General features: G+C 72.0%; 21 protein-coding genes, 1 pseudogene and 1 riboswitch. Of the genes and pseudogenes, 11 read left to right on the top strand and 11 right to left on the bottom strand.

What is annotated here, in order from left to right; translation table 11 throughout:
* Window positions 1-53 precede the first annotated feature (53 nt).
* Complete coding sequence (locus ACWGKT_RS35250) at window positions 54-998, bottom strand: glucosyl-3-phosphoglycerate synthase (protein WP_453276848.1); 945 nt, start codon at window positions 996-998, stop codon at window positions 54-56.
* Between the two features lie 129 nt (window positions 999-1,127).
* A riboswitch (SAM riboswitch) is annotated at window positions 1,128-1,273 on the top strand.
* Between the two features lie 18 nt (window positions 1,274-1,291).
* Between ACWGKT_RS35250 and thrC the strand changes: the two genes are divergently transcribed.
* From thrC to groL, 4 genes are all read left to right on the top strand, one after another.
* A complete protein-coding gene (gene thrC, locus ACWGKT_RS35245) occupies window positions 1,292-2,575 on the top strand; it encodes a threonine synthase (protein WP_356151136.1) in 1,284 nt (427 codons plus the stop codon).
* Entirely contained in the window at window positions 2,572-2,847 is a 276-nt protein-coding gene (locus ACWGKT_RS35240; RefSeq protein WP_235455898.1) for a ubiquitin-like small modifier protein 1, read from the top strand. The genes thrC and ACWGKT_RS35240 overlap by 4 nt, the downstream gene beginning before the upstream one ends.
* A gap of 431 nt (window positions 2,848-3,278) precedes the next feature.
* The gene (locus ACWGKT_RS35235) at window positions 3,279-3,482 is read left to right on the top strand and encodes a cold-shock protein (protein ID WP_004986573.1); all 204 of its coding nucleotides are present in this window, start codon (window positions 3,279-3,281) and stop codon (window positions 3,480-3,482) included.
* 272 nt (window positions 3,483-3,754) lie between these two features.
* Window positions 3,755-5,377 (top strand): chaperonin GroEL, encoded by a 1,623-nt coding sequence (gene groL, locus ACWGKT_RS35230; RefSeq protein WP_356151133.1) that lies wholly within the window; start codon window positions 3,755-3,757, stop codon window positions 5,375-5,377.
* 1,692 nt (window positions 5,378-7,069) lie between these two features.
* On the opposite strand, the gene ACWGKT_RS35225 is transcribed toward groL, so the two are convergent.
* Together ACWGKT_RS35225 and ACWGKT_RS35220 are read right to left on the bottom strand one after the other, a co-directional pair.
* The gene (locus tag ACWGKT_RS35225; RefSeq protein WP_453276847.1) at window positions 7,070-7,273 is read right to left on the bottom strand and encodes a DUF397 domain-containing protein; all 204 of its coding nucleotides are present in this window, start codon (window positions 7,271-7,273) and stop codon (window positions 7,070-7,072) included.
* A pseudogene (locus tag ACWGKT_RS35220) lies at window positions 7,254-7,496 on the bottom strand (Scr1 family TA system antitoxin-like transcriptional regulator); the annotation flags it as partial. The gene ACWGKT_RS35225 and the pseudogene ACWGKT_RS35220, both read right to left, overlap by 20 nt.
* A gap of 245 nt (window positions 7,497-7,741) precedes the next feature.
* Here ACWGKT_RS35220 and ACWGKT_RS35215 point away from each other — a divergent pair.
* Together ACWGKT_RS35215 and ACWGKT_RS35210 are read left to right on the top strand one after the other, a co-directional pair.
* Window positions 7,742-8,869 (top strand): NADH:flavin oxidoreductase, encoded by a 1,128-nt coding sequence (locus ACWGKT_RS35215; protein ID WP_453276846.1) that lies wholly within the window; start codon window positions 7,742-7,744, stop codon window positions 8,867-8,869.
* Between the two features lie 69 nt (window positions 8,870-8,938).
* A complete protein-coding gene (locus ACWGKT_RS35210; protein WP_453276845.1) occupies window positions 8,939-10,492 on the top strand; it encodes a carboxylesterase/lipase family protein in 1,554 nt (517 codons plus the stop codon).
* On the opposite strand, the gene ACWGKT_RS35205 is transcribed toward ACWGKT_RS35210, so the two are convergent.
* The 5 genes from ACWGKT_RS35205 to ACWGKT_RS35185 are packed head-to-tail and all read right to left on the bottom strand — an operon-like array spanning window position 10,489 to window position 14,926.
* Complete coding sequence (locus tag ACWGKT_RS35205; RefSeq protein WP_453276844.1) at window positions 10,489-11,061, bottom strand: hypothetical protein; 573 nt, start codon at window positions 11,059-11,061, stop codon at window positions 10,489-10,491. The two genes, ACWGKT_RS35210 and ACWGKT_RS35205, sit on opposite strands and share 4 nt — an antisense overlap.
* A gap of 31 nt (window positions 11,062-11,092) precedes the next feature.
* Window positions 11,093-11,488 (bottom strand): DUF6336 family protein, encoded by a 396-nt coding sequence (locus tag ACWGKT_RS35200; protein WP_453276843.1) that lies wholly within the window; start codon window positions 11,486-11,488, stop codon window positions 11,093-11,095.
* Between the two features lie 28 nt (window positions 11,489-11,516).
* Entirely contained in the window at window positions 11,517-12,995 is a 1,479-nt protein-coding gene (locus ACWGKT_RS35195; protein ID WP_356151123.1) for a PTS transporter subunit EIIC, read from the bottom strand.
* Window positions 12,996-13,011: 16 nt separating this feature from the next.
* On the bottom strand, window positions 13,012-13,947 hold the full coding sequence (gene murQ, locus ACWGKT_RS35190) for an N-acetylmuramic acid 6-phosphate etherase (RefSeq protein WP_453276842.1): 936 nt from the start codon (window positions 13,945-13,947) through the stop codon (window positions 13,012-13,014).
* Window positions 13,948-13,990: 43 nt separating this feature from the next.
* Window positions 13,991-14,926: a MurR/RpiR family transcriptional regulator gene (locus tag ACWGKT_RS35185; protein ID WP_453276841.1), complete on the bottom strand. Its 936-nt coding sequence runs from the start codon at window positions 14,924-14,926 to the stop codon at window positions 13,991-13,993.
* Window positions 14,927-14,981: 55 nt separating this feature from the next.
* On the opposite strand from ACWGKT_RS35185, the gene ACWGKT_RS35180 reads away from it, so the two are divergent.
* Both ACWGKT_RS35180 and ACWGKT_RS35175 read left to right on the top strand, forming a co-directional pair.
* Window positions 14,982-15,365, top strand: a complete 384-nt coding sequence (locus ACWGKT_RS35180; protein WP_235455889.1) for a hypothetical protein — start codon at window positions 14,982-14,984, stop codon at window positions 15,363-15,365.
* Window positions 15,362-15,628, top strand: a complete 267-nt coding sequence (locus ACWGKT_RS35175; protein ID WP_235455888.1) for a DUF4031 domain-containing protein — start codon at window positions 15,362-15,364, stop codon at window positions 15,626-15,628. The genes ACWGKT_RS35180 and ACWGKT_RS35175 overlap by 4 nt, the downstream gene beginning before the upstream one ends.
* Window positions 15,629-15,659: 31 nt before the next feature.
* Here the strand turns inward: ACWGKT_RS35175 and ACWGKT_RS35170 are convergent, their stop codons facing one another.
* Window positions 15,660-16,727, bottom strand: coding sequence for a GNAT family N-acetyltransferase (locus ACWGKT_RS35170; RefSeq protein ID WP_453276840.1), 1,068 nt, complete (start codon window positions 16,725-16,727; stop codon window positions 15,660-15,662).
* Between the two features lie 10 nt (window positions 16,728-16,737).
* Window positions 16,738-17,400 (bottom strand): HD domain-containing protein, encoded by a 663-nt coding sequence (locus tag ACWGKT_RS35165; RefSeq protein ID WP_453276839.1) that lies wholly within the window; start codon window positions 17,398-17,400, stop codon window positions 16,738-16,740.
* A 174-nt stretch (window positions 17,401-17,574) separates the two neighbouring features.
* Here ACWGKT_RS35165 and ACWGKT_RS35160 point away from each other — a divergent pair, with 174 nt between their 5' ends.
* A complete protein-coding gene (locus ACWGKT_RS35160) occupies window positions 17,575-18,255 on the top strand; it encodes a maleylpyruvate isomerase family mycothiol-dependent enzyme (protein WP_453276838.1) in 681 nt (226 codons plus the stop codon).
* Window positions 18,256-18,362: 107 nt separating this feature from the next.
* A complete protein-coding gene (locus tag ACWGKT_RS35155; RefSeq protein ID WP_453276837.1) occupies window positions 18,363-19,070 on the top strand; it encodes a copper homeostasis protein CutC in 708 nt (235 codons plus the stop codon).
* Here the strand turns inward: ACWGKT_RS35155 and ACWGKT_RS35150 are convergent.
* Window positions 19,067-21,106: a HelD family protein gene (locus ACWGKT_RS35150; protein WP_453276836.1), complete on the bottom strand. Its 2,040-nt coding sequence runs from the start codon at window positions 21,104-21,106 to the stop codon at window positions 19,067-19,069. The genes ACWGKT_RS35155 and ACWGKT_RS35150 overlap by 4 nt on opposite strands.
* A 296-nt stretch (window positions 21,107-21,402) precedes the next feature.
* Here ACWGKT_RS35150 and ACWGKT_RS35145 point away from each other — a divergent pair, with 296 nt between their 5' ends.
* A complete protein-coding gene (locus ACWGKT_RS35145) occupies window positions 21,403-21,588 on the top strand; it encodes a hypothetical protein (protein ID WP_356151105.1) in 186 nt (61 codons plus the stop codon).
* The last annotated feature ends 148 nt before the right edge of the window (window positions 21,589-21,736 follow it).

Genomic DNA, 21,736 nt, shown 5'->3' with positions numbered 1-21,736 from the left:
AAACGTACGGTCCACCCGTCCAGGGGGCCGTATACAGCCGTTCTCGACCGGGCTCAGGCCACCCGGCGTGCGGCGTACTCCGCGATCTCCACCATGGGCGGCCGCTCCTCCGTGTCCACCGAGTAGGTGCGTGGCTCGAAGCCGTCCTCGCCCCGTTCGAACTGGGTGAGGGAGGGGCGCACGAGGTGCCCGCGGGCCAGCCTCAGCTGCGCGGTGCGGTAGATCGCGGCGGCCATCCGGCCCAGCGCCTGCCCGTCCTGGTGCCGGTGCTTGCGCACTCCCACGTCGACCTGGGCGAGCGCGTCCAGGCCCACCAGGTGCAGGGCGTCGACCAGCATGCCCAGCTCGACGCCGTACCCGACCGGGAACGGCAGCTGTTCCAGCAGCGAGCGGCGGGCCGCGTACTCGCCGCCCAGCGGCTGCACGAATCCGGCCAGCTGGGGCCAGTGCATGTTCAGCAGCGGGCGGGCCATCAGTTCGGTGACCCGGCCGCCCTGGCCCGCCGCCCCCGCCAGCGGGCGGTCGTACATGCCCTTGACGAGGTCGACGTCCGGCTCGGTGAGCAGCGGGCCGACGATCCCGGAGACGAAGTCGGAGGAGAACTCCCTCAGATCGGCGTCGATGAAGCAGAGGATGTCCCCGCCGGTGACCAGCAGGGAGCGCCACAGCACCTCACCCTTGCCGGGGACGGCCGGCAGGCGCGGCAGGATGTCGTCGCGGTGGACGACCCGGGCGCCCGCGGCGGCGGCCACCGCGGAGGTGCGGTCGGTGGACCCGGAGTCCACGACGACGAGCTCGTCGACGAGCGGCACCTGCCTCATGAGGTCGTGACGGATCACGGCGACGATGTCGCCGACCGTCTCCTCCTCGTTCAGCGCGGGCAGCACGACGGAGACCGACTGACCCGTACGCTGCTTGGCGGCGAGTATCTGGTGGAGGGGGCGGTCGGTCACGGACCAGGAGCGGGTGGCCAGCCAGCGCTCGACTTCTTCCAGCACAGTCAGCGGCTCCTCACGTTGTCTCGCGGTTCGGACGACTATCTCAACTGTCCTGGCCTTCGGTTACAGTCTTGAACAACGCCGATGACCATCGCATGTCGAGGGTCGTGGGCATTTACAACCACATACAGCTCATCCAGAGGGGCAGAGGGAAACGGCCCGATGAAGCCCCGGCAACCCTCCAGTCGGTTCTCCTGACACGTGCAGCGAGGCTCCCGGCTAGGGAAGGTGCCAAATCCGTCTCACGGCGAGATGCGTCGTGAGGAAGATGAGGAGAAAGGGCCTCGCCTCACATGGCTGTGCAGACTGTTGCCACCACCACCGATCGCAGCGTCGACCTCGGTCCCGCCGCCGCCCTGAGCTGCCGCGAGTGTGGTCACCGAGTACCCCTCGGACCCGTGTTCGCCTGCGAGGAGTGTTTCGGCCCGCTGGAGATCGCGTACGACTTCTCGGCCTACGACACCGAGGAACTCCGAGGGCGCATCGAAGCGGGACCCGCGAACATCTGGCGCTACGCGCCGCTGCTGCCCGTCCCCGCGGACGTGGCCGACAAGCCCAACCTGAACCCCGGCTGGACCAAGCTCGTCAAGGCCGATCACCTGGCCGCGGAGCTCGGCGTGACCGGCGGGTTGTACGTGAAGGACGACTCCGGCAACCCGACGCACTCCTTCAAGGACCGGGTGGTCGCCCAGGCGCTGGAGGCGGCTCGCGCCTTCGGCTTCACCACCCTGTCCTGCTCCTCGACCGGCAACCTGGCCGGTGCCGTCGGCGCCGCGGCCGCCCGCGCAGGCCTGCGCTCCTGTGTGTTCATCCCGCACGACCTGGAGCAGGGCAAGGTCGTCATGGCCGCGATCTACGGCGGCGAACTCGTCGGCATCGAGGGCAACTACGACGACGTGAACCGCTTCTGCTCCGAGCTGATCGGCGACCCGGCCGGCGAGGGCTGGGGCTTCGTCAACGTCAACCTGCGGCCGTACTACGCGGAGGGCTCCAAGACCCTGGCGTACGAGATCTGCGAGCAGCTCGGCTGGCGGCTGCCCGACCAGATCGTGGTCCCGATCGCCTCCGGCTCCCAGCTCACGAAGATCGACAAGGGTCTGCAGGAGCTGATCAAGCTCGGTCTGGTCGAGGACCGGCCGTACCGGATCTTCGGTGCGCAGGCCGAGGGCTGCTCCCCGGTGTCCACCGCCTTCAAGGCCGGCCACGACGTCGTCCGCCCGCAGAAGCCGAACACCATCGCCAAGTCCCTCGCCATCGGCAACCCGGCCGACGGCCCGTACGTCCTCGACATCGCGCGCCGCACCGGTGGTGCCGTGGAGGACGTGACGGACGAACAGGTCGTGGACGCCATCAAGCTGCTGGCCCGCACCGAGGGCATCTTCGCCGAGACGGCGGGCGGTGTGACGGTGGGCGTGACGAAGAAGCTCATCGAGAACGGGGTCCTCGACCCGGCTCTCACCACCGTCGTCCTGAACACCGGCGACGGCCTCAAGACCCTCGACGCGGTGGCCGGCACCGGCCTGACCGCCACCATCCGCCCGAACCTGGACTCCTTCCGAGAGGCTGGCCTCGCATGAGCGTGACCGTCCGCATCCCCACCATCCTGCGCACCTACACCGGCGGTCAGGCCGAGGTGACGGCCGAGGGCGCGACCCTCGCCGAGGTCATCGAGAGCCTGGAGAAGAACCACACGGGCATCGCCGCCCGGGTCCTGGACGACCAGGGCAAGCTGCGCCGCTTCGTGAACGTGTACGTCAACGACGACGACGTCCGCTTCGAGCAGGGCCTGGAGACGGCCACCCCGGACGGCGCGGGTGTCTCGATCATTCCGGCCGTCGCGGGCGGCTGATCATTACCTTGGGTAACTTCAGTTACCGATTGTTCATCTGATTGCCCCCTCCGTGAGAGAAGCGGAGGGGGCAATTCAGTGTGGTTGATCGCGGTACAGTTGGGGAACTCGTCGCCGATCCCCGGGTCACGAGCCCCGGATTGATGTCGCACGCCCGACAAGAAGTAGCCAAAGTGCGCGGCCTATTCGCGGCGTATATCCCCTTTGTAGGGCCCGACTTGCCCTGAATTCAGGCGAATTCTCGCCACATTCCGGACCGGGCACGTCCAGAATTCTCGTCCGATTGACCTGTTGCAGACGGCAGTTGGACAGATACATTCAGCCGCGGTCGACGCGTTCCGGCGCACGCCCCCAACCAACCGGGGGGTGAGGTCTGACCCGGATCCACGAAGTGTGGATCTGTGCAAGGGCCAGTAATAGGGGAGTTAGGCATGGCTCAGGGCACCGTCAAGTGGTTCAACGCGGAGAAGGGGTACGGCTTCATCGCGGTCGACGGTGGTGCGGACGTCTTCGTCCACTACAGCGCGATTCAGATGGACGGCTACCGCACCCTGGAAGAGGGCCAGCGGGTCGAGTTCGAGATCTCGCAGGGCCAGAAGGGCCCGCAGGCCGACATGGTTCGCGTCACCGCCTGAACGTTCTTAGCGCGAAGGGCCCGCACCCCTCGGGGGGTGCGGGCCCTTCGTCCTGTTCGCCCCAGGCTGATCCCCCGGAGGCGCTTGCACTCGGCATGCCCGAGTGCTAATCATTGGCGTTAGCACTCTGAAGGTGAGAGTGACAACGAAGGACCGGGTCGGTGAGGCCCGCAGGCCAAGTGGGGCAAGGAACCACGGGGCTTGCGAGCCGTCCGTCGCGGGCGCGGGCGCGGTCCGAAGAATCACCCCCAGTCCTGGAGGGACCACTTCACATGGCCAAGATCATCGCGTTCGACGAGGAGGCGCGGCGCGGCCTCGAGCGCGGCATGAACCAGCTCGCGGACGCCGTGAAGGTGACGCTCGGCCCCAAGGGCCGCAACGTCGTCCTCGAGAAGAAGTGGGGCGCCCCCACGATCACCAACGATGGTGTCTCCATCGCCAAGGAGATCGAGCTCGAGGACCCGTACGAGAAGATCGGCGCCGAGCTGGTCAAGGAAGTCGCCAAGAAGACGGACGACGTCGCCGGTGACGGTACGACCACCGCGACCGTGCTCGCCCAGGCGCTGGTCCGCGAGGGCCTGCGCAACGTCGCCGCCGGCGCCAACCCGATGGCCCTCAAGCGCGGTATCGAGAAGGCCGTCGAGGCCGTCTCCGCCGCCCTGCTGGAGCAGGCCAAGGATGTCGAGACCAAGGAGCAGATCGCTTCCACGGCCTCCATCTCCGCCGCCGACACCCAGATCGGCGAGCTCATCGCCGAGGCCATGGACAAGGTCGGCAAGGAAGGCGTCATCACCGTCGAGGAGTCCCAGACCTTCGGTCTGGAGCTGGAGCTCACCGAGGGTATGCGCTTCGACAAGGGCTACATCTCGGCGTACTTCGCCACCGACATGGAGCGGATGGAGGCGTCGCTCGACGACCCGTACATCCTGATCGCCAACTCCAAGATCGGCTCCGTCAAGGACCTGCTCCCGCTCCTGGAGAAGGTCATGCAGTCGGGCAAGCCGCTGCTGATCATCGCCGAGGACGTCGAGGGCGAGGCCCTGTCGACCCTGGTCGTCAACAAGATCCGCGGCACCTTCAAGTCCGTCGCCGTCAAGGCCCCGGGCTTCGGTGACCGCCGCAAGGCCATGCTCGGCGACATCGCCATCCTCACGGGCGGCGAGGTCATCTCCGAGGAGGTCGGCCTCAAGCTGGAGAACGCGACCCTGGACCTCCTGGGCCGCGCCCGCAAGGTCGTCATCACCAAGGACGAGACCACCATCGTCGACGGTGCCGGCTCCGCCGACCAGGTCGCCGGTCGCGTGAACCAGATCCGCGCCGAGATCGAGAACAGCGACTCCGACTACGACCGCGAGAAGCTGCAGGAGCGCCTGGCCAAGCTCGCCGGCGGCGTCGCGGTCATCAAGGCCGGTGCCGCCACCGAGGTGGAGCTCAAGGAGCGCAAGCACCGCATCGAGGACGCCGTGCGCAACGCCAAGGCGGCCGTCGAGGAGGGCATCGTCGCCGGTGGTGGCGTGGCCCTGCTGCAGACCACCAACGTCTTCGAGAAGCTGGAGCTGGAGGGTGACGAGGCGACCGGTGCGGCCGCCGTCAAGCTCGCCCTCGAGGCCCCGCTGAAGCAGATCGCCGTCAACGCCGGCCTCGAAGGCGGCGTCGTGGTGGAGAAGGTGCGCAACCTGACCCCGGGTCACGGCCTGAACGCCGCCACCGGCGAGTACGTCGACCTGGTCAAGGAAGGCATCATCGACCCGGCGAAGGTGACCCGTTCCGCGCTGCAGAACGCCGCTTCCATCGCCGCGCTGTTCCTCACCACCGAGGCCGTCATCGCCGACAAGCCGGAGAAGGCCGCGGCCCCGGCCGGCGGCGGCATGCCGGGCGGTGACATGGACTTCTGATCGACCTCTGGTTGATCGACCGTCCTGACCGAGGGCGGCACCTCCTGTGAGAACGGGGGGTGCCGCCCTCGGGCGTTTTCCGGCGGCGAACTCGGTCGGGCGGGAGGGGGTCGGGGCCCGGGCCGGGTTTCTCTTACGCCTGTTGGAGTGGTTGCCGTGGGGGCCGCCCGCTTCCTGGCCAGTGTCGTGCTTCCGCGTCCCGAGTCGCCTTCGGCGATCGGCCTACGGCCGACCCTTGACTCAGGCCACTCCAGCCCGGTTGAGAAGCGAGCGGGCGGCCGGGAAAGACGGGTGGCCAGGCAGGGTTCACGATCATCCGTCGGCTGCGTTCGCGTCCGGCGTTGACGGGCGCGGTCACGTCTCGCCTGCACGCCGGGTGGGCTTGGCGGCGGTCGGCCGGTGGGGCGGTGGCGCGTCGGCCCGTCAGCAGCGCCGGGTGGGCTTGGCGGCGAGCGTCCGGTGGGGGGTGGGGGCGCGCGTCGGCTGGGTGGAGGCACGCCGCGTGGGTTTGGCGGCTTGCGGGGGAGGGGCCGCCGTCCCGGTGGTGTGCGCTCGACGGCACGCTTCGCTCGTCCCATTGCCCTCATCGGTCCCATCGGCCACGGCGCGAGAACCAAGTGGAAGTTTTCGGACAGCCGGGACCGCAACATCCAGGGCTGATGGGGCCATGGGGTGTCCGAAACCTTCCAAACACTGCCCAAGGCACCCCGGGCGGCCGGGAAGGGGCCTGCCGTCCGACCCTGCACACGTCACCTCACCCGCTCCCGTCGGGGCGCAGCTCGCGGCCCCTGTGTGGGAGGCGCGCCCGCGCTCCACACCCACCCCACCCGCGTCCGCAAGCCGCCACGCTTTCCTGGCGTGCCCCCAGCCGGCCCGGGCGCCCACCCACCAGCCGATCGCCGCCAAGCCGGCCCCATGTGTTCCGCCGGGTCGCGCCACGCACCCGCCGGGCGCAAGCCGCCGTGCTTTCCTGGCGTGCCCCCAGCTGGCCGGCGCGCCCACCCACTACCCGATCGCCGCCGAGCCGGCCCCATGTGTTCCGCCGGGTCGCGCCACGCACCCGCCGGGCGCAAGTCGCCACGCTTTCCTGGCGTGCCCCCAGCGGGCCCGCGCGCCCACCCACCAGCCGATCGCCGCCAAGTCGGCCTCCCGTGTCGCGTCGGGCCCCCGCGCCACGCACCCGCCGGGCGCAAGCCGCCACGCTTTCCTGGCGTGCCCCCAGCGGGCCCGCGCGCCCACCCACTAGCCGATCGTCGCCGAGCTGGCCCCATGTGTTCCGCCGGGCCCGCGCGCCCACCCACTAGCCGATCGTCGCCGAGCTGGCCCCATGTGTTCCGCCGGGCCCGCGCGCCCACCCACCAGCCGATCGCCGCCAAGTCGGCCCCATGTGTTCCGTCGGGCCTCCGCGCCACGCGCCCACCGGCGGCAAGCCGCCAAGTCGGCCCGGCGTGCATGTGAAGTGCGGTCGCGTCCGTCAACGCCGGGGGCGAACGCAGCTCAGCCCACACCGCAAACCCCGCTTGGCCACCCGTCTTTCCGGGCCGCCCGCTCGCTTCTCACCCGTGCTGGAGCGGCCCGGGTCAAGGGTGGGCCGGAGGCCCATCGCCGAAGGCGACGCGTAGCGCCCTTGAGGCGGGCCGCGGAAGCACGACACTGGCCAAGAGGCGGGCGGCCCCAACGGTCACTTGAACACTAGGCTCGCTTCAACTCCTCGACGAATGCCGACCAGGCTCCCGTCCGGAACAGGAGCTTCGGACCGCCGGGGTTCTTGGAGTCGCGGACGGGGATGAGGGTGGGGTGGCCGTCGGCGACTTCAAGGCAGTCGCCGCCACCACCGCTGTAGCTCGACTTGTGCCATACGACCGCGCTCAGGTCGTCATCGCGGATGTTCCTCATGGGCGTAATCCTGCGCCAGTGCCTCGATCAGGGCCAGGGACTTCTCCCGCGAGAGCGCGGAGGCCACGAGGAGATCGAACGTGAACCTCAGTTGGGCGACCGTGACAGGGTCGTCCTCCAGCCGTCCGGTGCGCACCCCCTCGAAGTAGACCAGCGGAGGGGCGTCCTCGAATTCCATCAGCTTCAGGGCACCCTCCATCGCCGTGTGCGCACCCGCTCCGTCCCGCCGGACTCGGTGGGGCCCGCGCCACCGGGCGAGGTGCTGCGGGAAAGGGTGCGGCGGCTGAACCGGGACGCCCGTTCGCGCCCGGCGGCCGAGCCGTCCTGACGCTTCGGGTGTGTCCGGGGTCACCGGCAGGAAGGGCCCGGGGCGGAATGGGGAGACCCGGGCCCGTGATTGTTTTAGTAGGTGCAACAATGCGTATGCACATACCCATCGGTCAGCCGAGTCCCATCAGGAGCCCCCACGTGACCCTCACGACGCCCCCCGCCTCCCGCGCGGCCCGGATTCTCTCGCGGCCCCTCTCGATCAACGGGCTGACGGTGCCCAACCGGATCGCGATGGCCCCGATGACGCGGATGTTCTCCCCGGGCGGTATCCCCGGCGAGGACGTGCTGTCGTACTACGCGCGCCGCGCAGCCGCCGGTGTCGGGCTCATCGTCACCGAGGGGACGTACGTCGGGCACGAATCGGCCGGGCAGAGCGACCGGGTGCCCCGGTTCCACGGCGAGGAGCAGCTGGCCGGCTGGGCGAAGGTCGCCGACGCCGTGCACGCGGCGGGCGGCACGATCGTGCCCCAGCTGTGGCACATCGGCATGGTCCGCAAGCAGGGCCAGCCGCCGTTCGCGGACGCCCCCGCCGTCGGCCCGTCCGGCCTGGTCACCGAGGGTGCCGAGCCCACCGGCAAGGCCATGACCCAGCAGGACCTGGACGACGTCGTCGCCGCGTTCGCGCAGGCCGCGGCCGACGCCGAGCGCATCGGCTTCGACGGCGTCGAGCTGCACGGCGCCCACGGCTACCTCCTCGACCAGTTCCTGTGGGCGGGCACCAACCGCCGTACCGACGCCTACGGCGGCGACCCGGTGGCCCGCACCAAGTTCGCGGCGGAGATCGTCGCGGCGGTCCGCGAGCGGGTGTCCCCGGACTTCCCGGTCCTCTTCCGCTACTCGCAGTGGAAGCAGCAGGACTACGCGGCCCGCCTCGCCGAGACCCCCGAGGAACTGGAGGCGATCCTCGCGCCGCTGGCCGCCGCCGGCGTCGACGCCTTCCACGCCTCCACCCGCCGCTACTGGCTGCCCGAGTTCGACGGCGCCGACCTGAACCTCGCCGGCTGGACGAAGAAGATCACCGGAAAGCCGGTCATCTCCGTCGGCTCGGTCGGCCTCGACAGCGAGTTCCTGGGCGCCTTCCAGGGCGAGGGCTCCGCGGTCAAGGGCATCGACAACCTGCTGGACCGGCTGGAGGCCGAGGAGTTCGACATGGTCGCCGTCGGCCGCGCGCTGCTCCAGGACCCCGAGTGGGCGGCGAAGGTGCTCACCGACCGCTTCGACGAGCTGAAGCCGTACGACGCGGCCGCGCTGCAGACCCTCAGCTGAACCGGCTCGGTCCGCCGGGCACTCGTGATCGTTCCCGTCCGTTCTCCTGACGACCAGTGAGGAGCGAGCATGACGACGAGCGAGTCACAGAACCGGGCGCAGACCGCCGGACCCGTGGTGCGCACCGCCACCGGCGCGGTGCGCGGCCGCCACGAGGACTCCCTGGCGGTGTTCCGGGGCATCCCCTTCGCCGAACCCCCCGTCGGCGAGGCCCGGTTCCAGGCCCCGCGCCCGGCCCGGCCCTGGTCCGGGACCCGGGAGGCGTACGCGTTCGGGCCGCCGCCTCCGCAGGACCTGGGCGTCCAGGGCAATGCGGTCGCGGCGACCGGCGGTCCCGCGGACGACGACTGGCTGACCGTGAACGTGTGGACGCCCGAGGCGGACCGGTCCGCCGGCCGCCCGGTCATGGTGTGGATCTACGGCGGCTCCTACAAGATGGGCCACGCGGGCCAGCCGTCCTACGACGCCCGGCGCATCGCCCGGGACGGCGACGTCGTCGTGGTCACCTTCAACTACCGGGTGGGCGTGGAGGGTTTCACCCACCTGGACGGCGCTCCCGCCAACCGCGGCCTGCTCGACCAGGTGGCCGCCCTGGAGTGGGTGCGGGAGAACATCGCGGAGTTCGGCGGCGACCCGGAACAGGTCACCGTCTTCGGTGAGTCGGCCGGAGCGGGCTCGGTGGCCTCGCTGCTGGCGATGCCGAGGGCCCGCGGACTGTTCCGGCGGGCGGTGGCGCAGAGCATGCCGGGCACGTTCTTCTCCGACGAGCTGGCGCGGGACATGGCGGCGGCGCTGGCGGCGGAGGCGGGCCTCAAGCCCACGGCGGCGGACCTGGCCACCGTCGATCCGCGGCAACTGATCTTTGCCGGGCAGGCGTTGAGCGCCAAGATGCCCGGCCGCATCGACGGCTGGGGGCAGGCCGCGCCGACGGTCACGCCCTTCGCCCCGGTCGTCGACGGTGACGTCCTGCCCGCCACGCCCTGGCAGGCCCTTACGGCGGGCGCGGCCCGGGACGTGGACCTCCTGGTCGGCCACAACCGCGACGAGTTCCGGCTCTTCATGGCCATGGGCGGCATGCTCGGCAGCATCACCGACGACCGGCTGACGCAGACCCTGCGCCTGCTGGCCCCGGGAGGCGAGGCGGGCGAACGGGCCTACCGCGCGGCCATCCCGGCCGCCTCCCCGTCCGAGCTCTTCGAACAGGTCCAGACGGACTGGCTGTTCGCCATGCCGACCCTGCATCTCGCCGAGGCCCAGCTGACGGGCGGTGGCAGCGCCCACGTCTACGAACTGACCCTGCCGGCCCCGGGCAACGGCGGCGTACTGGGCGCCTGTCACGCCCTGGACATCGCCCTGCTCTTCGGCACCTACCACGCGGTCGTGGGCGGTCTGCTCTTCGCGGGGGCGGACGTATCGGCCGAGACGGAGGAGTTGTCGGCCCTCTTCCGCCGCTCCTGGACGTCCTTCGCCCGGACGGGAGACCCGGGCTGGCCGGCGTACGACACCGAGGCCCGCCTGGTGCGGATACTCGACACGGCCCCTACGGTCACGGCCTACCCCCAGGAGCGCCGCAGACTCCTGTGGGAGGGGTACGACTTCCCGGCCCTGCCGTTGCTCGGCTAGAGGTTGCCCATGGGCTCGATGTCGACCTGCACCGGGGTGCCCCAGATCCGCAGTACCTCGTAGTCGCTGAACTCGTGCACGAGCCGGTAGGCCATGGCGGGCCGGGACCCGCGCCGCTGGGCGGCCAGATACGCCTCGGCCTCACGCCGGTCCCGCCGGGGCGTTCCGCACAGCTGCCACTCGCGCCCGTTCCAGGCCTCGGGCAGCCAGCGCTGCTGGGGCTGGGGGCGGTCGGCCCGGACGCCGTAACGGGAGGGGCCGGTGGCGACCGGTTCGGCGGCGGTCGGCCTGCTGCCCTGGAACTCCGAGCGCCGGGCGGCCCGGCGCCGGGTCTCGCAGAGCAGACACAGATCGGGAGCGTCCTCGTCGACGGGGCCGTGCGGATGCTCGGGGCAGCGGGTCGCGGGCGCGCCGGCCGCGACGCTCTCGTCCAGCAGGTCGAGGGCGCGCCGCAGATCGGCCTTGATCTCGTACAGCCGGGCGTCCGGGGTATCGGCCGTGAGGGCCTCCCCGTGCTCCCCGAGCAGCCGGAGCGCCCGGCCGAGGGCGGTGAGCTGGGCGTGGTTCATGCCCCCCAGCTTCCCACTCCCGCCCCGTGGCTCAGTCGCCGTACAGCCAGCTGTCGAAGGAGGCCTGGTCGACGAGGTCGCTCAGGCCGAGCGCCGCGGGCCCCAGGACGAGCACGAGCGTGCCGAGCCGTGCGAGAACCGGGGCGGCCACGGTGGGGGCACTGGACTGGCCCGTCACGGTCCGCCAGTCACGGCAGCGCCGGATGTCGCCCATGCAGACCAACCAGAAGAACAGTCCGAAGAAGAGGAAGACCCCGGCGGACAGCAGCGACAGGATGCCCACGCCGCCGAGGAAATCCACACGGTCGCTGTGATCGCTCACGAACAGCATCGGCACCGACACCACGGGCACGGCACACAACCCGAACAGCGCCCCGCGCAGCACGACCTCCCCGAGCCGCAGCCGCGGCCGACACCCCGTCCTCATCCGTGCCGAGCCCCGTCATGCCCGCACCCTAACGGGCGGCCGACGGGTCGGGTGGGGTAGGGCGGCGGGTGAAGCCGAAGAGGTATGTCACCACGAACCCCACCACGTAGCCGGTGAGCAGGCCGCCTCCGTAGATGGCCGCCGTCGTCCCGGGGCTTCGGTTTCCTGCCAGCAGGGGGAACAGGGCCCAGCCCGAGGGGCCGATCGCCGTCGCTCCGACCTTGTCGCCGAGCATCGCGAAGAAGCCGACGAAGGCTCCGCCGGCCGCGCCGCCCGCGCAGGCCGTCACGAACGGGCGGCCGAGCGGCAGGGACACGCCGTAGATCAGCGGCTCGCCGACGCCCAGCAGGCCGGCCGGGAGCGCGGACCTGATCGTCGTGCGCAGGGAGACGTCGTGGCGCAGACGGACGTACACCGCCAGCGCCGCGCCCACCTGGCCCGCGCCCGCCATGGCCAGCAGCGGAAGCAGGACCGTGTAGCCCTGCTGTTCGATGAGGGTGGTGTGGATGGGGATCAGGGCCTGGTGCAGGCCCAGCATGACGAGGGGGAGGAACAGGCCGCCGAGGACCAGTCCTGCGACGGCTCCGGTGGTGGCCAGCAGCCAGTTCGCGGCCGTGCCGATCGCCGTGGCGACCACGCCGGCCGCGTACATCAGGCCGTACAGCGTGACCAGGCCGGAGACCAGGACGGTGACGGTCGGGGTGAGCAGCACGTCCAGCGCGCCCGGCACCCGGCCCCGGCACCACTTCTCCACCCGCGTCGCCAGCAGCGCCGCCGCGAGCGCGCCCAGCACCCCGCCCTGGCCCGGGGCCAGCTGCACCCCGAACGCCGTCACCTTCGCCACGCCCGGGTACACGACCACGGCCGCCACCGCCCCGCCCAGCACCGGCGTGCCGCCGAACTCCTTCGCCGTGTTGTAGCCGACGAACACCGGGATCAGCGCCATGAACGCGGAGGCGACGGCGGCCAGGGCGGGGGTCAGCGCCGGCAGCCATCCGGCGTTCACCAGCAGCCCGTTGACCCCGGCGAGGATGCCGCAGCCGATCAGGGCGGGGATGAGCGGCACGAAGACGGCGGCGACCCGGCGCAGGGCGGTCTTGAAGGGGGTGGCGTTGCGCCGTTGGAGCAGCTCCTTCACCTGGGCGGCGCTGTCGATCGGTGGCTCGCCCGAGTGGGCGGCGGTGTCGACGGGCCGGGCCGTGGTGTCGGCCGGCCGTTCACCCGACCGGTCGGCAGCCGGCACCGGCAGCTCGCCGACCCGCGCCCACACGGCCGCCGTGACCTCGGCGACCACCCCCGGCCCCAGCACCACCTGGAGGGACGATTCCCCGTCCACCACCACCCCGAGCACCCCGGGCAACCCCCGCAGCCCCTGCTCGTCCACCGCCGACGGATCGGCGACGCCCAGCCTCAGGCGGGTCATGCAGTGGGCCACGGAGGTGACGTTCGCGGGGCCGCCGACCTGGGCGAGGACGGCGGCTGCGGTGGAGGCGGGATCGTTGCGCACCCCCCGAGCGTGCGCGTCAGCCGCCCGCGACGGCCAGCGCGGCACGCAGATGACCGCCGGACTCCTCCAGAAGGCGGGCGGCCGTCGGGCCGTCGACGCCGGCCACGATGGTCAGGATCGCGTTCTTCACCTCACCGCCGGCCTCGGTGAGGGCCGTCTCGATCTCCTCGTCCGTGGCGCCGGTGGCCAGGGCGACGATCCGGCGGGAGCGGGCCCGGAGCTTGTCGTTCGAGGCGCGCACGTCGACCATCAGGTTCCCGTACGTCTTGCCCAGGCGGATCATCGTGATCGTCGACAGCATGTTCAGGACCAGCTTCTGCGCCGTGCCCGCCTTCAGCCGCGTCGAACCGGTGAGCAGCTCGGGGCCGACGACGACCTCGATGCCGTGGTCGGCGGCGGTCGCGAGCGCGCTGTCCCTGTTGCAGGCCAGGCCGACCGTCAACGCGCCCAGGGCACGGGCGTGCTCGACCGCCCCGACGGCGTACGGGGTGCGGCCGGAGGCCGAGACGCCGACCACCGTGTCGTCGGGGACGAGCTTCAGCGCGTCCAGGTCCGCGCGGGCCAGCTCCTTGGAGTCCTCCGCCCCCTCGACGGACGTCACCATCGCCTCCGGGCCGCCCGCGATCAGGCCGACGACCTGGGAGGGGTCGGTGTTGAAGGTGGGCGGGCACTCGGACGCGTCCAGCACGCCGAGCCGGCCGGCGGTGCCCGCGCCGGCGTAGACGAGACGGCCGCCGCGTGCCATGCGCTCGGCGACGGCGTCCACGGCGGCGGCGATCTGCGGGAGCCGCTCGGCCACGGCGGCCGGTACGCCCGAGTCCTCGCCGTTCATGAGCCGCGCGATGTCGAGGGTGGGCAGCCGGTCGATACCGGCGAGTTCGGGACGGAAGGCTTCGGTGGTCAGGGTCTCCAGCTCGGTGCGCAGCGAGCGGGGATCGGATGTCGAAGTCATCGGGGGGCGGCTCTTTTCGGTGCAGTTCGGTGCGGTTCGTACCCTAGGGGCGCGGCGCGCTGCGGTGGCGGTGGGCCAGCGCCTCGTACGAGGCGGCCAGGGCCGGCGCCGCCGACTCGTAGGTGCGCTGCGCGACTCCCACGAACAGGCAGTCCACGACGAGCAGCTGACTGGTCCGGGAGGACATCGCGGCGGGCCGCAGCTCGCTCTCCCGGGACGTGGACGTGGTGAGCACGTGGTCGGCGTACTGCGTCACGGGCGAGTCCGGTCGCCCGGTGACTGCCACCGTGGTGGCCCCGTGCTCGAACGCGACGCGCAGCGGCTCTATGACGTCCCCCGTCGAGCCGGAGTGCGTGATCGCGATCGCCACGTCCCCCGCCCGCAGCTGCACGGCGTTGGTGACGGCGAGATGCGGATCGCTGTGCGCGTGGGCTATCAGCCCTATGCGCAGCAGCTTCTGGGTGAGGTCCTGGGCGACCAGCCCGGACGCCCCTATCCCGTACACGTCGGTGCGCCGGGCTGCGGCGAGCGCGGTGACGGCCGCGGCCAGCTGCACGGTGTCGAGACCGGCGGCCGTGTCGGCGAGGGTCTGCTGCTCGTCGTAGGCGAGCTTCGCGACCACGTCCGCGATGGGGTCGTCCACCGCGATGTCGGTGGTGATGGCGGGCGCGCGGCCCGACTGCTGCTGCGCGGCCAGTCCGGCCAGGGCGAGGCGCAGATCGCGGTAGCCGGGGTAGCCCAGGAGGCGGGCGGTGCGGACGACCGTCGCCTCGCTGGTGCCGGTGAGTTCGGCCAGTCCGGTGACGGTGAGGGCGGCGCAGCCGGCCGGGTCGCTCGCGACGGCTTCGGCGACCCGCTGCATGGAGCGGGTCATGGAAGGGGCGAGCGTACGCACTTTGGCGGCGAGGGCGGCGGGGGCCGGTGGTGCGCTGCCGGGGTTGCCCGGGCTGCCGAAAATTTCCTTCACATCCTGGGTCACGTATGAAAGATATTTTCGGATCGGCGCATTGGTCAAGACCGCGCACAATGGGACCATGGAGCCCATTAGTCCCCTGGAACAGGCGTTGCATGCCGCGCGCGCCCTCGTGCTGGCCGATCTGGTCGCGGGTGATGTCGCCGAGGCGGACGTGGTCTCCCTGGTCGAGGACTCCGTCGTGCAGCGGCGCTGGTGGGTCGAGCAGTGGCCGGAGGGCGCCGGCTTCGTGGCCGGGCTGATCGCTCAGGACGTGCAGGACGCGCTGCTGGAGCGGTACGGGCGCTGGCCGCTGTGCCCGGTGTGCGGCTCGGGGGACCCGCACGCCCTGGACGTCGAGCCGGAGCTCGGGCCCGACCCGCACTGGGTGTGCCACAAGGCGGGCGTGAAGGTCGCGGCCGTCGGGGCGCTGGGGCGGGCCGCGGGCGGGGCGTCGCCCTCGTGACGGTGTACATCGACCCGCCGGCCTGGCCCGGGCACGGGCGCATGTGGTCGCACCTGGTGAGCGACAAGTCGTACGAGGAACTGCATCTGTTCGCCGCCGGGTTGGGCCTGCCGCGGCGGGCCTTCGAGCGCGATCACTACGACATTCCCTCGCACCGGTACGCGGACGCGGTGGCCGCCGGGGCGGTGGAGGTCAGCAGCCGCGAGGTGGTGCGGCTGCTGCACGGCTCCGGGTTGCGCAGGCGCAAGAGACGGGTGCGGTGACCGGCCGTCGGGCGGGTCCGGTGTCCGGCCGCTACGGGCGCCGCAGTTCGTAGGCGAACTCCTCCTCCTCGCTCACCTTCTTGAACCCGGCCCGGGTGACGACCGCCTGGGAGGCCGTGTTGTCCCGCTCGACGGTCGCGAACAGCGCGTGCACGTCGTCCCGTGCCAGCGCCCAGTCCGCCAGGGCGCGCAGGGCCTCGGTCGCGTAGCCCTGGCCGCGGGCGCTCTCGACGAGGTCGTAGCCGATCTCCACCCGGCCGTCCTCGTCCGGGGCGCTGTGGAAGCCCATGCCGCCGACCGCGCGGCCGTCCTGGCGCCGGACCAGCGCGAAGACTCCGAACTCGGGCCGGTGCACGCCCGCTTCGTAGGCCTTCATCATGAACTCCGCGGCGTCCCGGGTGCCCTGGTACGGGCCGCCGTCGATCCACTCGAAGCCGCCGTCGCCGCCCAGCCGCAGATCGCGGGCGGCGGCGGGGCGCAGGCCGGTCAGCACGAGGCGTTCGGTGGGGATGACCAGGTTGTTGCGCCAGCGCCACTCGGTGACCGGGGCGCGGCCGGGCAGCTCGCCGCGCCCGGTCGCCCACAGCAGGGTGGGCCAGGGCGCGGGGCCGGGCTGGACGTGCGGGAAGAGCCAGGTCAGCACGGACTCGGCGAGTTCCTCGGACGGCTCGTAGGTGATCCCCAGGGACTTGGCGATGTCGTGGGTGTGCAGCAGCACCTCGGCGATGCCCATCGCGGCGAACCCCTCGCGGTCCGCGCTGCGGAATGGATACGGGTGGAAGGCGCGGACCTCGCGCGGCGTCGTGCGGACGGTGGCCGCGAACAGGGCGCCCGTCGTCTCGATGACGTGCAGCAGGCCCGCGTTGTCGGTGCCCTCTTCGAGGGTGATCTCGAAGGGGACGTAGCCGTCCTGGGCGCGGCCCGCCAGCTGGCCGGCGTACGCGATGAGATCCTCCGCGACGTGGAAGGCCGTATGCCGGCAACTCCACTCCAGCCCCGCGGCGTCGACCCCTTCCCAGTCCCGGTCCGCGACCGTCCGCAGCGCCGCCACGCAGCCCGCGACGGCCTCTTCCACCTGTTCCCCGCCCAATGCACGCATGGGCCGCACCCTAGGACGCCGGATCCGCCGCGGTCGACAGCATTTCCAGCTCGGCGGCGAGGTTGTAGCGGGCGGTCGCCTCCCATTCCGCCCGGCCGTGCGGGGTGCGGAACAGCCGGGGCAGATCGAGGAGTTGACCGAGGATCGCGGCGCGGCCGGCGCGGAAGGCGTCGCTGGGGACGAAGTGGTACTCCTCGCGGACGGCCGCGGTGTAGACGGCGTACGCGGACGGCGGTGCCGCCAGGATCGCCAGGTCGGCGTCGCACAGGACCTGCCCGTCGCGGTCGTCCTCGGCCGGGTCGTGGGTGACCGTGAGCCGGACCAGCCGCGCCACCTCGGCCGCCTTGGCCTCCGGGACGCCGGCCTCGGTCAGGGCGCGCTCGGCGAGCCGGGCCGAGCGCTCCTCGTTCTCGGAGCGGTCGGGAAGGTAGACGGCGTCGTGGAACCAGGCGGCCAGGCGTACGACGTCCGGGTCGTCCGCGTGCTTCTCCAGCACGTCGACGTGGTCGAGGACCGCGGTGAGATGGGTGAGCGTGTGGTAGTGGCGCTGCGGCTCCTGCCAGCGGGTGAGCAGGTTGTCGGCGTACGGCACGGGGTCGGGCCCGCCGCCGGGACCGCGGGCTCCTTCCAGGGCTCGGGTCCAGCGGGTGCGGAGGGCGTCGAGGTCGGCCATGGGGTCATTCTCCCGCGCCCGTGCCGTCGGCCGCCCAGGTCCTGTCGTCGAACTGGGGGAGTGCCGGACATCGGCCCTCGTACTGGACGTCCTCGGGTCGGGGCCCGGTGCGGCGAGTGGGAACGGCGTCGCGGGGCAGACGGGAGTGTGACGACAGGGCCTAGCTTGGTCGGCATGACTGAGCTGACTGTGGACGCACACGGGCCGCGCGACCCCGAACTGCCCGGACGGCTGCTGGCCGTCGAGCGGGACGCCCTGATTCCCCTGCTGCGGGCCCGGCCCGACGCGGACTTCGCGCTGGCGACCGCCGCGTGTCCGGGGTGGACGGTGCGGGACGTGCTCGCGCACTGCTCCGCCGCGCTGCTGCGGGTGGTGGAGAGCCGTTTCGAGAAGGGGGTGTTCTCGCCCGAGTCGAACGAGCGCGACATCGCCGAGCGGTCCGAGTGGACGAACGCGCGGGTCGTGGACGAGCTGGAGCGCGGGATGACCGAGGCCGGTCCGGTGATCGCCCGGGCGGGCGGGGTGCTGGACATGATCGCGCTCGGCGAGTGGGTGCACGCCGGGGACGTACGCGACACCTTCGGCGTGCCCGGAGCCTATGCCGGGGACGGGGTGCCGGACGCGCTCACCCTGCTCGCCCGGGTGACCCGCGAGAAGGGCCATCTGCCGCTGCACGCCGACCTGGACGACCGGGACGAGTCGCTGCGGCTGGGGGAGCTGAGCGGCACGCGGACTCCGGCGCGTTTCATCGGGGACACCGCCACGCTCGTCCGGCTGTACTCGGGGCGAGCGGTCGCGGGGGTGTCGTACGAACTGGTGGGGGCGGAGGCGGGGCAGATGAACATCTTCGGATGACTCCGTGTTGACCGGGGGCGATCTCGCGGGCCCGCACCTTCCCGACGTACCCTGAGATTGGACTAGACCTGTAGCCGCTCCAGGGGAACACCGACGGAAGGGGTCCTATGAGCACGCGTGCAGTCCTGGAGGTGATCGCCCTCGGCCCCGAGGACGCGGTCGCCGCCCAGGCCGGAGGCGCGGACCGCCTCGAACTGGTCACCGACATGGCGGCGGACGGACTGACCCCGTCGGTCCGGACCTTCGGCGCGATCCGGGCCGCCGTCGACATCGACCTGCGCGTGATGCTGCGGCTGACCGACGGATTCGCCGCCGGTGACGTCGAGGGCCTGGTGCGGGCGGCCGCGGAGCTGCGCGGCGCCGGGGCCGACCAGTTCGTGCTCGGCTTCCTCGGCACGGACGGCGCGGTGGACCTGGCGGCGGTGGAACGGGTCGTCGCCGAGCTGGACGGCTGCCGCTGGACCTTCCACCGGGCCATCGACCGCGCCGCCGACCGCGACGCCCTGCGCAAGCAGCTGGCCGACCTGCCCGGACTCGACACCTACCTCACCGCGGGCTCGGCGTCCGGCGTGGACGACGGCCTGCCCACGCTGGTCGCCGAGGCGCGCCGGCGCGGCGAGCCGGGCTACGAACAGACCCTGCTCGTAGGCGGCGGACTGCGCCTCGACCACGTGCCCGCGCTTCGCGCCGCCGGCATCGACGGCTTCCACATCGGCGGCGCCGCCCGCGCGGACGGCTGGACGGGCCCGGTGTCGGCCACGGCCGTGACGCGGTGGCGCCAGGAACTCGACGCCGTTCAGGGCGACAGGACCTAGGCGAGCTGGTCCGGCAGCGGGGCCGTGTGGGTGACGATCAGGCCGGAGACCGCTCGGGTGAGGGCGACGTACAGGCGGCGCAGGCCGGTCCGCTCGTCGGGTTCGCCGTCGACGACCGCCCGCGGCTCGTCGAGGACCACGTAGTCGTACTCCAGGCCCTTGGCGAGCGAGGCCGGAACCAGGGTGAGCCGGGTCTCGCGCGTCGTCTCCTCACCGGGGGCCAGGCGGCCGATCCCGGCGGCGGCGAGCGCCTCGGCGAGGGCCGGGACGCGGGCGTCGGCGGCGATCAGGCCGATCGAGCCCTCGTTGCGCAGCAACTCCCGGCAGGCGGCGACGACTTCGGCGGTGTCCGCGATCGTACGGACCTCGAAGAAGCCGGGGTTCTCACGGACCGAGGCGACCGGGGTGAGACCGGGCGCGATGTGCGGGAGGAGCCGGGAGGCGTACGTGATGACGTCCGTCGGCACACGGAAGCCGGCGGTCAGCTCCTCGATCACGCCGTCCGTCTTCCCGAGGTGGGCCAGTGCCTCGTCCCAGCTGCGGGTGGCCCACGGCGTGGTGCCCTGCGCCAGGTCGCCGAGGACGGTCGCGCTGCCGGTGGTGCAGCGGCGGCCGACCGCCCGGTACTGCATCGGCGAGAGGTCCTGCGCCTCGTCGAGCACCACGTGACCGAGCGAGTGCGTGCGCTCGACCAGGTCGCCGGCCTCGTCGATCAGTACGGCGTCCGCGGCGGACCACGGGGCCGACTTGACGCTGCGCACCGGCTTGGCCCACAGGATCGTCTTCTGCTCGTCCTCGTCGAGGATCCCCTCGGCGTGCACGGCGAGGAAGTCCGCGTCGGTCAGCAGCCGCAGCACGAGCTTCGCGGGGTCGACGGCCGGCCAGATCGCCTTGACCGCCGCCTTGACCGCGCTGTTGCGGGCCACGGCGTCCTGCACCCGGTCGTCCGGGGCCTCGCCCGACCGCTCCATCTGGACCAGCACGGCATGCGCGATGCGCTGCGGCAGGGCCTCGCGGGCGGCGCCGTAGCGGATGTCGCGGGCGAGCAACTCCCGTACGATCTCTTCGAGTTCGTACGCCGCGACGCGCCACCGGCGAGAGCCGCGCACGACCACGACCGACTCGGTGGGCATGGTCACGTGCGAGTCGACGGCCCGCCTCAGCACCTGGGCCAGCCGGGCGTCACCCTTGATCATCGCGGCGGCCGCGTCGTCCGTGCCGCGTACCTCCACATGGGCGACCAGGTCGTCGACCGTGGCCTGCCGCACCGCCAGCTCGCCCAGGGCCGGCAGCACCTGCTCGATGTAGTGCAGGAAGGACCGGTTCGGCCCGATGACGAGGGTGCCGGTGCGGGCCAGCCGCTCGCGGTGGGCGTACAGCAGATAGGCGACCCGGTGCAGGCCGACGGCGGTCTTCCCGGTCCCCGGACCTCCCTGCACGCACACGGTCCCCGACAGTCCGGACCGCACGATCTCGTCCTGCTCGGGCTGGATCGTGGCCACGATGTCCCGCATCGGGCCGACACGCGGACGCTCGATCTCCTGCTGGAGCAGCTTGCTGGTGGTCGCCGCCTCGGCGGGGTCGGAGAGGTGCTCGTCCTCGTACGCCGTGAGGTCGCCGCCCGTGTAACCGAAGCGGCGGCGCAGCGCGACGTCCATCGGGTCCTTCTTGGAGGCCCGGTAGAACGGCTGCGAGACCGGGGCGCGCCAGTCGATGACCATCGGGTCGCCCTCGGCGTCGTGCACATGCCGCCGCCCGATGTAGAACCGTTCGCCCTCCGCGCCCTCGGCCCGGTCGGCCCCGGGCGGGTGCAGATAGTCGAGGCGGCCGAAGAACAGCGGGGTGTCGCTGAGGTCGGCCAGCGCCTTGATGCGCTCGTTGATCTGGCGGGCGAGGACCTCGGCGTTCACCCAGTTCGCGGTGACGTTGCTGATGTCCAGCGACTCGACGTCCTCGCGCATGGCGCGGAGCGCGGAGCGGGACTCGGCGAGGTGGGAGCGTTCCCGGGCCAGGGGGTCGTCGGTGGGCGTGGACAAGGGGTGCCTCCGTGTGGGCCTGCTGGGCGAGCGACGCGCGGACGGTCGGTGTCCGTGGTCCGTGACTCTGGGTGCCGTCCGGTTTCCGGCCGGACGGCGGCACTCCGGTGCGGAGGCGGGCAAGAGCGGAGATTTTAATGAGAGCGGCGGGTGAGGGCCAACGGATTTTCATCCCCTAGGGGACGGGCCCCTCCGCCCTAGGGGGAGGGTGTCCATCCGCAGGGGTACGCGCGGGCGGCCGGGATTGGCTCCACAGACCGATGTCGGTTACACCCCGATGGAGCAACCATGGAGACATGAGCGCAGCAACCATCCACCCAGTCCCGGCCCGACCGTCCGGTGCCACAGCCGTCGAGGGCATCCCGCACCGCCACCACCGCTTGGGCGACGCCCTGCGCGCCGTCAAGGTGTTCGCGGAGGCGGCGTTCGGCGTGGTCATACTCGGCGAGTACGGCGAGGAAGCGGGCGTCCACCGCAGGTAACCCATAGGTTCACCTCCGTGGCAAAACGGACGGTGACGCCTTCCCCCCTCTCCGCACTCTCTCCTCCCGCACCCTCTCGCCCCGCGGCATCCCTGCCCGCTCGGCCTCCTCAGCCCTCTCGGCCTTCCCTGCTCTCCCTGCCTGCTCT

It is taken from the genome of Streptomyces sp. NPDC054794 (genome assembly GCF_053611585.1).
The sequence above is the reverse complement of the archived record's forward strand: the minus strand, read 5'-3'. Positions and strand labels throughout refer to the sequence as shown.